The sequence below is a fragment of the Streptomyces griseosporeus genome (assembly GCF_014656055.1).
GTDB classification, from domain to species: Bacteria; Actinomycetota; Actinomycetes; order Streptomycetales; family Streptomycetaceae; genus Streptomyces; species Streptomyces griseosporeus.
Genome location: NZ_BNBR01000006.1, coordinates 515,855 through 530,912, shown reverse-complemented (window position 1 = coordinate 530,912; position 15,058 = coordinate 515,855). Strand labels below are relative to the sequence as shown.

At 74.0% G+C, this 15,058-nt stretch carries 14 protein-coding genes; 5 read left to right on the top strand and 9 right to left on the bottom strand.

The annotated features are described in order from the left end of the window. Positions 1-127: 127 nt before the first annotated feature. The 8 genes from pstS to IE308_RS29005 all read right to left on the bottom strand — a co-directional run bounded on the left by pstS (position 128) and on the right by IE308_RS29005 (position 9,333). A complete protein-coding gene (pstS, locus tag IE308_RS29040; RefSeq protein ID WP_110628983.1) occupies positions 128-1,258 on the bottom strand; it encodes a phosphate ABC transporter substrate-binding protein PstS in 1,131 nt (376 codons plus the stop codon). A gap of 278 nt (positions 1,259-1,536) precedes the next feature. After that, a complete protein-coding gene (locus tag IE308_RS29035; protein WP_190220173.1) occupies positions 1,537-1,956 on the bottom strand; it encodes an NUDIX hydrolase in 420 nt (139 codons plus the stop codon). A 117-nt stretch (positions 1,957-2,073) separates the two neighbouring features. Beyond that, positions 2,074-3,273: a CHAD domain-containing protein gene (locus tag IE308_RS29030; protein ID WP_190220172.1), complete on the bottom strand. Its 1,200-nt coding sequence runs from the start codon at positions 3,271-3,273 to the stop codon at positions 2,074-2,076. After that, on the bottom strand, positions 3,254-5,587 hold the full coding sequence (locus tag IE308_RS29025) for an RNA degradosome polyphosphate kinase (protein WP_110628981.1): 2,334 nt from the start codon (positions 5,585-5,587) through the stop codon (positions 3,254-3,256). The genes IE308_RS29030 and IE308_RS29025 overlap by 20 nt, the downstream gene beginning before the upstream one ends. Positions 5,588-6,243: 656 nt before the next feature. Next, positions 6,244-7,068 (bottom strand): ABC-2 membrane transporter-related protein, encoded by an 825-nt coding sequence (locus IE308_RS29020; RefSeq protein ID WP_190220171.1) that lies wholly within the window; start codon positions 7,066-7,068, stop codon positions 6,244-6,246. Then, positions 7,065-8,069 (bottom strand): ABC-2 membrane transporter-related protein, encoded by a 1,005-nt coding sequence (locus IE308_RS29015; protein WP_190220170.1) that lies wholly within the window; start codon positions 8,067-8,069, stop codon positions 7,065-7,067. Before IE308_RS29015 ends, IE308_RS29020 begins: the two co-directional genes overlap by 4 nt. After that, complete coding sequence (locus tag IE308_RS29010) at positions 8,066-8,950, bottom strand: ABC transporter ATP-binding protein (RefSeq protein WP_190220169.1); 885 nt, start codon at positions 8,948-8,950, stop codon at positions 8,066-8,068. Before IE308_RS29010 ends, IE308_RS29015 begins: the two co-directional genes overlap by 4 nt. After that, entirely contained in the window at positions 8,947-9,333 is a 387-nt protein-coding gene (locus IE308_RS29005; RefSeq protein WP_110628977.1) for a GntR family transcriptional regulator, read from the bottom strand. Before IE308_RS29005 ends, IE308_RS29010 begins: the two co-directional genes overlap by 4 nt. A gap of 142 nt (positions 9,334-9,475) precedes the next feature. Here IE308_RS29005 and IE308_RS29000 point away from each other — a divergent pair, with 142 nt between their 5' ends. From IE308_RS29000 to IE308_RS28980, 5 genes are read left to right on the top strand one after another with little or no spacing between them, the layout of a single operon-like run. Continuing rightward, positions 9,476-10,018, top strand: coding sequence for an RNA polymerase sigma factor (locus IE308_RS29000; RefSeq protein ID WP_190220168.1), 543 nt, complete (start codon positions 9,476-9,478; stop codon positions 10,016-10,018). Continuing rightward, a complete protein-coding gene (locus IE308_RS28995) occupies positions 10,015-10,863 on the top strand; it encodes an anti-sigma factor (RefSeq protein WP_190220167.1) in 849 nt (282 codons plus the stop codon). The genes IE308_RS29000 and IE308_RS28995 overlap by 4 nt, the downstream gene beginning before the upstream one ends. Further along, entirely contained in the window at positions 10,860-11,720 is an 861-nt protein-coding gene (locus IE308_RS28990) for an ABC transporter ATP-binding protein (RefSeq protein ID WP_190220166.1), read from the top strand. Before IE308_RS28995 ends, IE308_RS28990 begins: the two co-directional genes overlap by 4 nt. Then, positions 11,717-13,270, top strand: coding sequence for an ABC transporter permease (locus tag IE308_RS28985; RefSeq protein ID WP_190220165.1), 1,554 nt, complete (start codon positions 11,717-11,719; stop codon positions 13,268-13,270). The genes IE308_RS28990 and IE308_RS28985 overlap by 4 nt, the downstream gene beginning before the upstream one ends. After that, positions 13,248-13,943, top strand: a complete 696-nt coding sequence (locus tag IE308_RS28980; RefSeq protein ID WP_229909218.1) for an ABC transporter — start codon at positions 13,248-13,250, stop codon at positions 13,941-13,943. The genes IE308_RS28985 and IE308_RS28980 overlap by 23 nt, the downstream gene beginning before the upstream one ends. A 153-nt stretch (positions 13,944-14,096) precedes the next feature. Here the strand turns inward: IE308_RS28980 and mshD are convergent, their stop codons facing one another. Then, complete coding sequence (gene mshD, locus IE308_RS28975; protein WP_190220164.1) at positions 14,097-15,035, bottom strand: mycothiol synthase; 939 nt, start codon at positions 15,033-15,035, stop codon at positions 14,097-14,099. Between the last annotated feature and the right edge of the window lie 23 nt (positions 15,036-15,058).

The window sequence follows — 15,058 nt, the reverse complement described above, 5'->3', positions numbered from 1 at the left end:
TCTGCGGAGCCGCACGGCGACGGGCGGCTCGGGCGGGGCGGCTGTGCGTGGGCGGCCCCTGGCGGCGGTGCACCGGACGGTGCGGTCCGGCCCCGGTGGTCTGCCGGATCCGGACCGCACCCCTGGATCAGCTCAGGCCCTCGATGGTGCTGCGGACCTTGGTGATGATGGCGTCGGGGATCGGCGCGTAGTTGTTCTGCGAGAGGACCGACTGGCCGTCGGTGCTCGCGATGTAGCGCAGGAACGCCTTGGTCGCGGGCAGGGTGTCGGCCTTGTTGCCCTTGTCGCAGACGATCTCGTAGGTGACGAGGGTGATCGGGTAGGCGCCCTCGGCCTTGGTGGTGTAGTTCAGCTTCAGCGCCAGGTCCTGGCCGGTGCCGACGACCTTGGCGTCCGCGATCGCCTTGCTGGCGCCTTCGGAGGAGGCCTGGACCGGAGCGGCGGCGCCGGTGTTGAGGGCGACCGTCTTCAGGCCGTCCTTGGCGTACGACAGCTCCATGTAGCCGATCGCGCCGTTGGTGGACTTCACGCCCTGGGCGACACCGGAGGAGCCGGAGGCCGACTGGCCGCCCTTGGCCTGCCAGGCCTTGCCGCCGGAGTAGGTCCAGTTCTCCGGGGTGGCGGCCTTGAGGTACTTGGTGAAGTTGTCCGTGGTGCCGGACTCGTCGGAGCGGTGGAAGGCCTGGATCTTCAGGTCGGGGAGCTTGGCGTCCTTATTGAGGTCCTGGATCGCCTTGTCGTTCCACTTGGTGATCTTGCCGTCGAAGATCTTGGCGATCGTGCCGGCGTCCAGCACCAGGTTGTCGACGCCGTCCAGGTTGTACGCGACGGCGATCGGGCCGCCGACCATCGGCAGGTCGATGCCCTGGCCGCCGGAGCAGACCTTCTTGGAAGCGGCGACATCCTCGGGCTTCAGCGCGGAGTCGGAACCGGCGAAGGCGACCTGGCCCTGGGTGAACGCGGTCACGCCGGCGCCGGAACCCTGGCCCTTGTAGTTGATCTGCACGCCACAGGCCTGGCTGAACGCCTTGACCCAGGCGTCGATGGCGTTCTTCTGCGCGGAGGAGCCGTCGGCGAGCAGCTGGCCCTTGGCGTCGTCGCACTTGATGTTGCTGGCGGGGGCGCTCGCGGCGCCGGACTTGCCGCTGCCGCTGTTGTTGCCCGTGTCGTCCGAGCCGCACGCCGTGAGGGCCAGGGCGCCGGAGACGGCGAACGCGCCGAGGGCGAGGGCCCGCCGGTTCATGCGCTGAAGCTTCACTTGAGGAATGTCCTTCCAGGAGCCGCCGTCCTGAATCCGGCGGCGTGCGAAGTTCTTGGTCATGCGGACGCGTCCTCGTCGGGCGTGCGCCGCACCGGGTAAGGCCGAAATTAGGCAGATCAGGTGAAGCCGCCGAAGGGCATGAATGAACGAGGGGTGAACCCCTGTGGACGGTGCGGTGAGGTCACGGAATGCTCACGGTGAGGACACGGAGCGATTCCGGACGATGTGAGGCGAAGCGACGCGCCCAGGGCGTGTCTCGTCGATCAGGCCGGCCCCTAGGTCAGGCGCAGGGTCGCGAGCAGCGCGTCCACCAGGGCGCGGTCCCGCGGCTGTGTGAGGCGGTCGCGGGCGGCCGCCGGGGGCAGCCAGAGGACGCGGTCCACCTCCGTGCCCGGCGTGAAGGTGCCCTCCGCCGCTTCGGCCGCCCAGTAGCGCACCCGCTTCGGGCGTCCGTCGGCCAGATACCGCACGGTCGGCAACTGCGCCCCCGGCACCGCGCGCCGGCCCGTCTCCTCCTCGACCTCGCGCAGGGCGCCCGCCAGCGCGTCCTCGCCCCGCTTGAGCTTGCCCTTCGGGTGCGACCAGTCGTCGTACTTCGGCCGGTGCACCAGGCAGATCTCCAGCCCGCCGCCGTCGGGGGCGCGGCGCCACAGGACGCAGCCGGCTGCTTCCACGGTGCGGTCGTCGTCGGTCACCTGTCGCTCGCCGCCTTCTTTTCCGGGGCCCGGCCTTTCCGGGTCCGGCCTTCCTGGCCTCCGCTTTCCTGGACTCGGCTTTCCGGGGCCCGCCTTTCCTGGCTCGGCCTTCCGGGCTCAGCTCGTCGGGACCCTTTCCTGCCGGTCCTTCTGCCAGCAGCGCTGGAACGCGTACCGCGCCGCCTCCACCTCGTGCCGCTGGTCGGCGTGGAGCACGCCGAGCGCGTACGCCGTCGCCGGGGCGATCCGCGGCGTACGGGCCGCCTGGGCCGCCGCCGCTGCCGCCTCCGCGGCGTCCCGGTGCCGGTCGAGGGCCTGGCCCGCCGGGAGCAGCCGGACGTCCGCCGGCTCGGTCCCGGCGTGCAGGACCTCGCGGGCGTAGCGGTGCAGGCGCAGCAGCAGCCGTACCTGGTGCCAGGGCGCGTCCTGGGGGTGCGGGGCCGGGTCCGGGGACAGGCCGTGGACCAGCGCCTCCGCGTTGTACGGGTGCCCGGCGGTGACCAGCGGCAGCGCCGCCACGGCGTCCGCGAGCCGCTCCTCGGCCGCCGTGGCGAGCGGACGCAGGTCGGTGGTTGCCGCGCCGGCGGTCAGGGGCACCTCGCTGGCCAGTAAGGCCACCTTGTCGGCGACGGCGTGGAAACGGCTGCTGCCGAGCGCCTGCAGGGCCGTGGAGTGGGCGCGGGTCCGGGCGAGGGTCAGCTGGCGCTCCAGCAGCGCGCCCGCCTTCGCCGCGCCGACGGTGAGGTTGCCGCGGTCGGGGGGTGCGGTGGGGTGGGGGCCGGTGCCGGGGGGTGCCGGGGCGGCGGTGGGCGTCGGTGCTGCGGCGGGGGCCGGGGCTTCGGGGGGAGCCAGTGTCGTCCGCGTTGTATGAGCGGGGCGGGACTTGAGCGTCGTACCCGCGCGGGCGGCTGTCGCCCCGGTCAGGGGCTCGGGCAGGGTCGGCACCGCCGCGCCCGACAGGCGCTGAAGCGCCGTCAGCAGGCGCTCCAGCCGGGCCTCGTACGCGTGCTCCAGCGCCAGCGTGCCCGACAGCCACGCCAGTTCCGGGCGGATCTCCTCCGACCAGTCGGCGTCGAGCAGGGGACGGTAGGTGTGCAGGCTGCCGGTGATACGGCGGGCCGAACGGCGCAGGGCGCGCGCCGCGTCGACCGATCCCCCGGCGCCGTTGCCCGGCCCGCCGGTCTCCCGGTGCAGGCGCAGCGCGCGGAGGAACTCCGTGGCCTGGGCGCGGAGGTAGCCCGCCAGGGCCTCCCCCGTCACCGGGCCCGCGGTCTCCGCGGCCGCGGGGTCCGTCAGGTCATGGTGTCGCGTTGCCACGCCGGCGCCTCCGGGCGTCTATGAGCATCTCCTGGACGTTGCGCAGGGGCTGGCCGTCCTGGTCGGTCGCGTGCCGGGTCCACTCGCCGTCCGCGCCCAGGTGCCAGGAGGCCGTGGAGCCGGACATGCCGGTCTCCAGCAGCCGGTTCAGGGCCGCCCGGTGGGCGGGGTCGACGACCCTCACCAGCGCCTCGATACGGCGGTCGAGGTTGCGGTGCATCATGTCGGCGCTGCCGATCCACACCTCGGGCTCGCCGCCGTTGCCGAAGGCGAAGATCCGGGAGTGCTCCAGGAAGCGGCCGAGGATGGAACGGACGCGGATGTTCTCCGACAGGCCCGCCACGCCCGGGCGCAGCGCGCAGATGCCGCGCACCCACACGTCGACCGGCACGCCCGCCTGCGACGCGCGGTACAGGGCGTCGACGATCGCCTCGTCGACCATCGAGTTGACCTTGATGCGGACGTACGCGGGGCGTCCGGCACGGTGGTGCTGGACCTCCTTGTTGATCCGCGAGATCAGGCCGTCGCGCAGGGACTTGGGGGCGACGAGCAGGCGGCGGTAGGTTTCCCGGCGCGAGTAGCCGGAGAGGCGGTTGAACAGGTCGGAGAGGTCCGCGCCGACCTGCGGGTCCGCGGTGAGCAGGCCGAGGTCTTCGTACAGGCGTGCGGTCTTGGGGTGGTAGTTGCCCGTGCCGACGTGGCTGTAGCGGCGGAGCATCTCGCCTTCCTGGCGGACGACGAGCGACAGCTTGCAGTGCGTCTTCAGACCGACCAGGCCGTAGACGACATGGCAGCCGGCCTCCTCCAGCTTGCGCGCCCACTTGATGTTGGCGTGCTCGTCGAAACGGGCTTTGATCTCCACCAGCACCAGGACCTGCTTGCCGGCCTCCGCCGCGTCGATCAGCGCGTCCACTATCGGGGAGTCGCCCGAGGTGCGGTACAGCGTCTGCTTGATCGCCAGGACGTCCGGGTCGGCCGCCGCCTGCTCCAGGAAGGCCTGCACGGAGGTGGAGAAGCTGTCGTACGGGTGGTGCAGCAGGACGTCCCGCTGGCGCAGCGCCGCGAAGATGTCGGGGGCCGACGCCGACTCCACCTCGGCCAGGTCGCGGTGGGTGCCCGCGATGAACTTCGGGTACTTCAGCTCCGGGCGGTCCAGGCTGTGGATGCGGAAGAGGCCGGTGAGGTCGAGGGGGCCGGGCAGGGGGTAGACCTCCGCCTCGGAGATCTTCAGCTCGCGGACCAGGAGGTCCAGCACCTCGCGGTCGATGGACTCCTCGACCTCCAGGCGGACGGGCGGGCCGAAGCGGCGCCGCATGAGTTCCTTCTCCAGGGCCTGCAGGAGGTTCTCGGCGTCGTCCTCCTCGACCTCCAGGTCCTCGTTGCGGGTGAGGCGGAAGGCGTGGTGCTCCAGCACCTCCATGCCCGGGAACAGCTCCTCCAGGTGGGCCGCGATGACGTCCTCGATGGGGACGTAGCGGCCGGGGGAGGCCTCCAGGAAGCGGGAGAGCAGCGGGGGGACCTTGACGCGGGCGAAGTGGCGGTGGCCGCTGACCGGGTTGCGGACGACGACCGCCAGGTTGAGGCTCAGGCCCGAGATGTACGGGAAGGGGTGCGCCGGGTCGACCGCGAGGGGGGTGAGGACCGGGAAGATCTGGTGCCGGAACAGGGTGAACAGGCGGGCCTGTTCCTTCTCCGCCAGCTCGCTCCAGCGGACCAGGTGGATGCCCTCCTCGGCGAGCGCCGGGGCCACGTCCTCGTGGAAGCAGGCGGCGTGCCGGGCCATGAGCTCGCGCGAGCGCGCCCAGATCATCTCCAGCACCTCGCGCGGCTGGAGGCCGGAGGCGGAGCGGGTGGCGACGCCGGTGGCGATACGGCGCTTCAGGCCGGCGACGCGGACCATGAAGAACTCGTCCAGGTTGCTCGCGAAGATCGCGAGGAAGTTGGCGCGTTCCAGGAGCGGGGTGTTCGGGTCCTCGGCCAGTTCGAGGACGCGCTCGTTGAACGCGAGCCAGCTGCGTTCGCGGTCGAGGAAACGACCCTGCGGCAGCGCGATGCCGTCGCCCTGCGACTCCGGTGACTCCTCGTACCCGTCGAGGTCGGCGTCGATGTCGGGTTCCAGGTCGGAGACGGTCGCGGCGACGGTGTGGGGGCGGTGCGCGGCTATGGAGCCCACGGAAGGCTGCGCGTGCTGGACCTGTGCCTTGGCTTCTGGCTGGCTCATGAACCCATTCTTCCGCGCCTGCGGCGATACAGGCGCGTCGGAAAGCGACCACCTCTTTGGGGGTGGCGAGGGCTCTGGCACGGCGGGCGTCATTGGCCGAGCGTCGCAAGCCTGTCTGAATCGATGGTTACGGTGACATGACGTGCGGGTGCGGGGTGCCTGCGGCGGCTTGTGCGGGTGGGTGGTGGTTGCTCGCGGTGTGCCTGCGGCGGCCGGTGCGGGTGCGTGGGTGGTTGCTCGCGCAGTTCCCCGCGGTGTGCCTGCGGCGGCTGGTGCGGGTGGGTGGGTGGTTGCTCGCGCAGTTCCCCGCGCCCCTGAATGCCTGCGGCGGCCCGTGCGGGTGTGTGGGTGGCTGGTGTAGCGCGTTGTGCTGGTGGGTGGGTCGGGGCCGCGCCGGGGGGTATCCGTCCTCGGTGCGCCGCTGGGTACGGTCAAATTCGTGCCGCTTCTTTACGGCGCCCGCTGCGGGCGGACACCCCCCGACACGTCCCCTTCTCGCCGTACGCGTCCACCGGCCGCCGTGACTGCGGCAGGCCCGCCCGCTGGGGTAGCGGACAGCCGGCGCCGCCGCGCGACTTAGCTGCGGGCAGCCGCACCGCTGAGCCGGCGCCCACCCAGCAGCGGGCCGCCCCGCCGACGTAGCTGCGGGCAGTCGTGCCGCTGGGGCGGCACGGGTGGGCGCAGCGGCACCCCGTAGCGCCGGGCTGCGCGACCCACCCCCCGCCAGCATCGACGCCGGGGACCTGTTTTCACCCGGTGCGTCGTCGTAGCAGCAGGAACGCGGCCACCGTGGCCAGGGCCGCCACGGCCAGCAGCACCCCCGTCTCCATCAGGTGCAGGGCCCAGAAGTGGGACTCCGGGTGGTACGTCAGGACGTACCGCCCGCCCCGGTGGCCCCCGTCCAGCTGCCACGCCCCCTCCGGTGGATCGAACGCCCGGGCCGAGCGCCGCGTCACCGTGGGCCACAGCTCGCTGCGGAAACGGTCCAGCGTCACCGTCAGCAGGAGCATCACCGCGAGACCCGCCCCCAGCGCCGCCAGCGTCCGTCGTAGCAGGAGGGCAAGCAGTGTGCCGACGGCGAGGGCGCACAGGCCGTAGGCGACGAGGGCGGGGCCGCGGTCCACGAAGACGTACGACGTCCACCAGTCGTCCCACATCAGGTCCCGGTTGGCCGCCCACCCCGCCCGGAAGGCGAGCATCAGCGCCGTACCTCCGAGCGTGACCGCCACCGCGGGCACGGCCAGCTTGGCGGCCAGCCAGCGGGCGGGGGTGACGCCCTGGGTCCAGGCCAGGTGGGCCGTGCCGGACTCCAGCTCGCGGCCGATCAGCGCGCCGCCGGCGTACGCGGCGACGGCGAGGCAGGTGTGGCTCAGCAGGATGCCGGGCCAGGCCATCTGCTCGCCGTAGGAGAAGGCGTCGCAGTAGTCCAGCATCCCGCGGCAGCGCGCCGCCAGGCGGCGGGTCTCGTCCGCGCCCGCCGTGGTGAGCCAGACCTGCCAGAGCAGGAGGGCGGCGACGAAGGCCGTCCAGACGAGCAGCGCGGTGCGGTGCAGGCGCAGTACGGCGGTGGTCATACGGCGGCTCCCCGGCGGCGGCCCCCGGTGGTGCGGCGCAGGGTGACGTAGCCGATCGTCGTGAGCAGTGCCGTCAGGGTCAGCAGGGCGAGCGTGGTGGTCAGTTGCAGGGGCCAGTAGTGGGAGGCGGGGTGGTAGTCCGTGTAGAAGGCCGTCGCGTCCAGCCTCTCGTAGAGGGCGCGGCACTCCGGTGCGAGCGTCGACCCGCAGCCCGGGTCGGCGATGTGCCGGCCGGTGGCGGTGACCAGGCCCTGGTCGACGGTGAGGCCCGTGCCGGCGGGGTCCTGGCGCAGGTCGGTGACGCGGGTGACCGCCGGCCACAGGTGCGGCATGGCCAGGTCGGCGAGGCCGCGCGTGCAGGCGACGGCGAGCAGGGAGACGCAGAGCGCGGGCAGCGTACGGCGCAGGGTGAGGCCCGCGAGGGCGCCGGCGGCCAGGCCGGTCAGGGCGAGGGCGACGGTGGTGGGGCCGTTGGCGTGCAGGGTGAGGGTGTCGTACCAGGGCTTCGCCGTGTCGATCCGGCCCTCGCCTGCTGTCCAGGCCAGGTGGTGGAGCAGGACCAGGAGGCTTGTTCCCGTGGTGATCAGGGCCGCCGGGAGCGCGAGGCGGGTGGTGAGCCAGCGGGTCGGGGTGACGCCCTGGGTCCAGGTGAGTTGTGCGGTGCCGGACTCCATTTCGCGGCCGAACAGGGCCGCTCCGGCCCACGCGGCGACGAGGAACGGCACCGCCGTCACGGCGAGCGTGGTGTAGTTCGCGACGTCCTTGTAGCGCAGGATCGCCGGCTGGTCGTAGGAGCAGTGGGCGCTCCAATCACAGGCGCCGTACTGGTCCCAGGCGGACGCCGCGGCGTCCGTGAGCGGGCCGCCCAGCCAGAGGAGTGCCGCCGCGGTGAGGAGGACGAGTGCTGTCCAGACGTACAGCGCGGGGCGGTGCAGGCGCAGCAGCCAGGGGGCCAGGCGGGGGCGGGCCGCGGCGGGCGCGGGGAGGGGTACGGCGCTCACGCGGCGGCCTCCTCGTGCGCGGGTGTGAGGGCCAGGGCGTCGGGGTTGCGCAGGTGGGAGAGGACCAGCTCCTCAAGGGACGGGGTCGTGGCGCGCCAGTCGGAGGGGAGCGGGGACGCCGGTCGGAGCAGCGCGGTGAGCTGGCGGCCCGTGGTGCGGGACTCGACGACCGTGTGCGGGGCGAGATCCGTTCCGGCGGGCACGGCCACGCGCGCGTGCGCGGCGAGCAGGTCGTCGATCTCGCCGGCGAGGCGGACCCGGCCGCCGCCGAGCAGCAGCAGGTGGTCGCAGGAGTCCTCCAGTTCGGCGACGACGTGCGAGGACATCACGATCGTGGTGCCGTACTGCGCGGCCTGGGCCATCAGCGTGCCCATCAGGTCGTGCCGGGCGAGCGGGTCGAGGTCGGCCATGGGCTCGTCGAGCAGCAGCAGTCCGGGCCGTTTGCCGAGCGCGAGCGCGAGGGCGACGCGGGTGCGCTGGCCGCCGGAGAGGGAGCGGACCTTCGCCTTGGGGTCGAGGTCGCCGGCGGCGACGACGCGTTCGGCGGTGTCCGCGTCCCAGTGGCCGGGGTTGAGGCCGGCGCCCATGCGCAGGGTGTCCGCGATGGTGAGCTGGGGGTGCAGCGGCTTGTCCTGGGCGACGTACCCGACACGCGCGCGTGCCGCCGCCGGGGCGGTGCCGAGGACGGTGACCCGGCCCTCGGTGGGGGCGAGGAGGCCCGCGGCGAGGGCGAGCAGGGTGGACTTGCCGGCGCCGTTCGGGCCGACGAGGGCGCAGACCCGGCCGGCCGGCAGCCGCAGGGCGCAGTCGCGCAGGGCCCAGCCGCCGCGGCGGCCGAAGCGTTTGCCGAGGCCGGCGGCCTCGAAGGCCGTGTCGGTCATGAGGGATCTCCCTGGAAGTGCTTGTCGAGTACGTCGGTGAAGAGGGCGGCCACGTCGTCCCGGTCGAGGCCGGCCTCGCGGGCCCTTGCCGCCCACTGCTCCAGCTCGGTGCGGAGGGGGGAGTCGGCGGGGGCGGAGCCGAGGCCGCGCCGGACGAACGTGCCGAGACCGCGGCGCGCCTCGACCAGGCCCTCGCGCTCCAGCTCGCGGTAGGCCTTCAGGACGGTGTTGGGGTTGATGGCGGTCGCCTCGACGACCTCGCGGGCCGTGGGCAGCTTGTCGCCGGGCCGCAGCAGGCCGAGGCGGAGGGCCTGTTTGGTCTGCTGGACGAGCTGGACGTAGGTGGCCACGCCGCTGTGCCGGTCGATCCGGTACTCGACCACTCGCTTCCACCACCCTTTCACTAATTAAGTAGTGAAAGGGTGGTGGAAGGGGGCTCGGTTCGTCAACTCCCGGCCGGAGCGGGGTGAGAAAGTCGTCCGTCGATCCGTGAACCGATCGGCGGGGCTGGTCCGATGAGGAGATGTGAGCGAAACGAGAAGCGACGGGGAGCTGCTGCGGGCCATCGCGGCAGACGGGGACCGTCACGCCTTCGAGGAGCTGTACCGGCGGTACGCGCCGTGGCTGACCGCGCGCATGCGCAGCCGCTGCGCCGACGCCGGGATAGTCGACGACGTCGTGCAGGAGACGTTCCTCCAGGTGTGGCGGGGCAGCGCCCGCTATCGCGAGGAGGGCGACGTCGCCGGCTGGCTGTGGCGCATCGGGTCACGCCGGCTGGTCGACGCGCTGCGCGGCGACGGCGCGCGGGGCCGGCTGCGGCAGGCGCTCGCGCGGCTGCGGCACCGGGACGAGGCGTCGGCGGAGGAGCGCGTGCTCGCGGGGGTGGAGCACGGGGACCTCGCCGGCGCGCTGATAAGGCTCTCGCCCGAACTGCGCGCCGTCCTCCAGGCGACCGTCATCGACGGGCTCACCACCCGGGAGGCCGCGGTCGTCCTCGGCATTCCGCCCGGCACGGTCAAGACGCGGGCGCTCAGAGCCCGCAAGCAACTGCGGGAGGCGCTGGCATGACGTGGCACGTGGCAGAAGAGGACCTGCGCGCCTATGTGCGGGGTGACCTCGCGCCGCCACTGCTGTGGTCGGCGGACACCCACCTGACGGCCTGCGCGGACTGCCGCGCCCGGCTCGCCGAGGTGAGCGACCCGGTCGTCCTGACGGACGGCTGGGAGCGGCTGGACGCCGAGCTGGACGCGCCGCGGCGCGGGGTGTTCGAGGGGCTGCTGGTGCGGTGCGGGGTCGCCGACCACTCCGCGCGACTGCTCGCGGCCACCCCGGTGCTGCGCCGGTCGTGGCTGCTGGCGGTGGCGTTCGTGCTGACGATGACCGTGCTCATGGTCCGCGTCGCCGACAGCCCGGGGCTGTTCCTCGGCCTCGCCCCGCTGCTGCCGCTGGCCGGGGTGGCCCTGTCGTACGGCCCGGTCCTGGACCCGACGTACGAGATGGCGGTCGTCGCCCCGATGCACGGCTTCCGGCTGCTGATGCTGCGCACCTGCGCGGTGCTCACCGCCGGCCTCGTCCTCAACGGCCTGGCCACGCTCGCCCTGCCCGGGTACGGGCTGCGGGCGCTGGCCTGGCTGCTGCCCGCGCTGGCCCTCACCGCGACGGGCCTCGCCCTGACCCCCCGGCTCGGTCCGGTCCTCGCCCCGGCCCTGGTGGGCGCGGCCTGGACCGCGCTGCTGGTGATCGCCCAGACCACGACGGCGGGCACGCCCGCGCCGTTCACCGCGCCCGGCCAGGTCGCCGCCGCCGTCGTCGCCGCCGTGGCCGGCTGGCTGCTGGTCCGGCTCAGGGACCGCTTCGACGCCACCCCCGCCCACGCACCCTTCACCGGCTTCACCCACGGGAGCGCCGTATGACCGTCACCGTCTCCGCCTCCGGGCTGACCCTCCGCTACGGCGGCACCCGTGCCCTCGACGACGTCTCCCTGCGCCTCGGCGCGGGCGTCACCGGACTGCTCGGGCCCAACGGCGCCGGGAAGACCACCCTGCTGCGGGTCCTCGCCACCGCAGTCCCCGCCGACCAGGGCTCCTTCACCGTCCTCGGGCACGACCCGGGCAGCGCGGCCGGCCGCCAGGACCTGCGGCGCACCCTGGGCTACCTGCCGCAGAACCCCGGCTTCCACCCGGACTTCTCCGCCTTCGAGTTCGTCGACTACGTCGCGATCCTCAAGGAGCTGACCGACCGCACCGCCCGCCACCGGGAGGTGCGGCGGGTCCTGGACGCCGTGGACCTGTCCGAGGTGCGGGGCCGCCGGATGAAGCGGCTGTCCGGCGGGATGCGGCAGCGCGTCGCCCTGGCCGCCGCGCTCGTCGGCGACCCCGGCTTCCTCGTCCTGGACGAGCCCACCGTCGGTCTCGACCCCGAGCAGCGGGTGCGGTTCCGGGAGCTGATCGCCCAGGCCGGCGAGGGCCGCACGGTCCTGCTGTCCACCCACCAGACCGAGGACGTGGCGATGCTGTGCCACCGCGTCGTCGTCCTGGCCGGTGGCCAAGTCCGCTTCGAGGGCACCCCGGCCGAGCTGACCGCGCGGGCGGCCGGCCGGGTCTGGAGCAGCGCCGAGCGCGCCCCGGGCGCCCGCGCAGGCTGGCGCACCGGCACCGGCACTTTCCGCAATGTCGGCGACCCGCCGGAGGGCGCCGACCTGCTGGAGCCCACCCTGGAGGACGGCTATCTGCTCACCCTGGGCGACGGGGAGCGGGAGGCGGTCGCATGAGCACCACGGTGACGCCGCCCGCCGTCGAGGTCACCCGGCCGCCGGCCGCGAAGGACCGGCCCTGGGCCGCCGTGCTCGCCCTCGCCCGCTTCGAGGCGCGCGAACTGCTGCTGCACGTCCCGGTCTTCGTCTTCCTCCTGCTCTACCTCGGCTACTCCGTCTACTCCCTGGTGGCGGCCGAGCGGGACGGCATGGCGGACTACCCGGTGCTCCAGGACGCCGACCGCGCCCCCCAGTCCGCGCCCCAGCTCGTGGCGCTCGCGGTGCTGCTGTGCGTCAACCACGCCGTGCTGCGCTCCCGGCGCCACGGCACCGAACGGCACTTCGGCGTGCTGCCGGTGCGGCCGTGGCGGCGCACCCTCGCGCACGTGCTGTCGGTGGTGCCGTTCGCGGCGGTCGTCGCCGTCGTCGTGACCGCCGAGTTCGCCTGGGCGGCCCTCAAGCCGGGCGCGGTCGGGCACGGCTCGGTCGCCGAGCTGGCGGTGGCCCCGCTGACGGTACTGCTGGCCGGCGTCGTCGGCGTCCTGCTGGCCCGCCTGATCCACTCCGCGTTCGCGGCCCCGCTCTTCGTCGTCGGCCTGTACGTGCTGCTCGTGGTGATCTCGGTCGCTTCGGACGGCACGAGCCCGCACTGGCTGACCTGGCTCTCCCCGGTCGTCCCCGAGACGGGCGGCGCCCCGCTCCCCTCCGCTCTGCTGGGCCGCCCCGCCGCCTGGCACGCGCTGTATCTGGCGGGCCTGACGGTGACGCTGCTGGGCGCCGCGCTCCTGGTGAGCGGCCGGCGGACCCGCCCGGTCGCGGTGGTGACCGCCGTCGCGCTCGCCGCCACGGCCGCCGGCGTCGCCGGACAGTCCCCGGGCGACTCACGGCAGCTGACGGAGGCGAGAACCGTGGCCTCGGTCAGCCCGGAGAAGGACCAGTCCTGCGCGCTTCGTGCCGGGGTGCGGTACTGCGCCTTCCCGGAGTGGACCGGCCGTACGGCCGACTGGGCGGCGGTGGTCGAACGCGTCGAGCGGCTGGCGGGCGGCCACCACGACCGGCTGACGGTGCGTCAGCGGGTGGAGGCGCGGTACGGCCTCACCGGCGACGCCGCGCTCGTCCCGCTGGCCGGCCCCGGCCAGATCACCGTCGGCACCGAGTGGGGCGGCAACCGCGTCCCCGAGTTCGCCGTCGGCGTGGCCTCCGTCCTGGTGGCCGGCAGTGAGAAGGAGGCGAGCGGGATCTGCGACGCCCGCGCGGTGACCGTCATGTGGCTGGCGCTGGCCGCCCAGCCGGACCCGATGAGCGCGTTCGCCCATGTCCGCCTCGACGACGGCACCGAGGGCCCGGGCGCCGTGCTGGCCCCCACGGAGCCGCTGGCCATGAGTGCCGAACAGACGCGGATGGTGCGGGAGTTGCTGCACCGGCCGAGCGAGGACGTCACGTCGGCGGTGCGCGCCGGCTGGACGGAACTCACCTCACCCGAGACATCGCTGACCCGCGTCGCCCACCTGCTGGGCGTGCGGGCACCCGAGAAGGAGGAGAACCGTGACGATCCGTGCGCGGCGTGAGCGGCGGCCGGGCCTCCCGGTGTTCGGCGCCCTGATCCGCCCCACCGTCCGGGCCCTGCCCCGGGGCCCCCTCCTCGCGGGTGCCGTCACGGGTCTGCTGGTGGCGGCCCTGCCGAGAGTGCTGCCGGACCTGGGGACCCCCGAGACCGGTGCCGTCCTGCTCAGGGTGAGCGCGCTGGCCATGGCGCTGGGCCTGGCGTTCCTCCTGGACGACCCGTCCCGCGTCATGACGGAGACCACGCCGGCCGGGCGGCCGCTCAGGGTCCATCTCCGCGCCGCCCTCCTCGCCCCGCTCGCGGCCCTCGCCTGGTCTGGCGCGCTGCTGCTGATCCCGCGGGACGCGCGGCCCCCGCTGGCCGACGTGACCCTGGAGGCCGTGACGCTGACGGCGACCGCCCTCGCCCTCGCGGCAGCGACCGTCCGCACCTCCGCCGAGCCCGAGCCGGGCCGCGCCGCGGCGGTGGGACTGCTGGCCCTGGTGGTCGCGGGGATGCTGCTGCCGGACCGCTGGGGTCTGTTCGTCGCCCCGGGCAGCCCTCAGTGGGCCGCGGCGCACGGCAGATGGGCCGCCGTGCTGGCGGCGGCGGTGATCGTATGGGCGGTCAGTGTGCCGGAGCCGCTGCGGCGCGGCGGCCCGAGGACCGGGGGGATACGGGCCTCCGCGGGCTGCTGACCGCACGGGCTGCTGACCGCGACGGGTGGCTGACCGCACCGGCAGCTGACCGCGACGGGCGGCTGACCGCACGGGCTGCTGACCACGACGGGTGGCCGAAGTGCCCGAGAAGACCACCGGCCCCCGCACCCCGCCCCGCCCCGCCCCGAAGGGTCAGGTCTCCGTCCGGTACATCAGGTCCGCCTCGTACGTGGTGAACCCCATCCGCTCGTAGACCGACACGGCCGCCTTGTTGTCGGCGTCGACGTACAGCATCGCCGTCGGCAGTCCCTGGGCCGCCAGATGCCGCAGGCCGATCGTGGTGAGGGCCTTGCCGAGGCCGCCGCCCTGGGTGCCGGGGGCGACGCCGAGGACGTAGACCTCGCCGAGCTGCTCCTCGGCGTGGACCTTGGTCCAGTGGAATCCGACCAGGTCGCGGCCGGTGTCCGTCTCCCGCTCGGCGAGGAAGAAGCCGGCGGGGTCGAACCAGGGCTCGGCCTTGCGGTCGTCGAGGTCGCGCTGGGTCAGGGAGCCCTGCTCGGGATGGTGGGCGAAGGCGGCGGCGTTGACGGCGAGCCAGGCCGCGTCGTCCTGGCCGGGGACGAAGGTGCGGACGGTGACGCCCTCGGGCAGCACCGGCTCGGACAGGTCCAGGTCGGTCAAGGAGCGGCGCATCTGCCGCAGTTCGCGGAACAGCGTCAGGCCGAGGACCTGGGCGAGATGCCGGGCGGCGGCGTGCCCGCCGTGGGCCCACACCCGCAGCCGCTTGCCGGAGGCGGCGAGCAGCGCCGAGCCGAGCGCGCGGCCGTGGCCGTGGCCGCGGTGGGCGGGGTGGACGACCAGTTCGGCGGCGGGTGCCTCGACGGGGTCGGTGTCCTCCAGCTGGGCATAACCGGCGAGTTCGTCGCCCACGGTCAGCAGCAGGTGGGAGACGCCCTCGCGGGCGCCGCCCCGCAGCTGGAGCCGCCCCTGCTCGGACACCGCCTGCTGGCCGTCGGCGGCGGAGGCTTCGGCGAGCAGGCCGAGCACGGCCTCGATCTGGTCCGGGGAGAGCGCGGAGTAGGTCTCGATGGATCGGGCGCCGGGGAGCCGTGCGATGTCGTCGCTGGTCATGCGTACGAGGGTAAGGGGAGGGG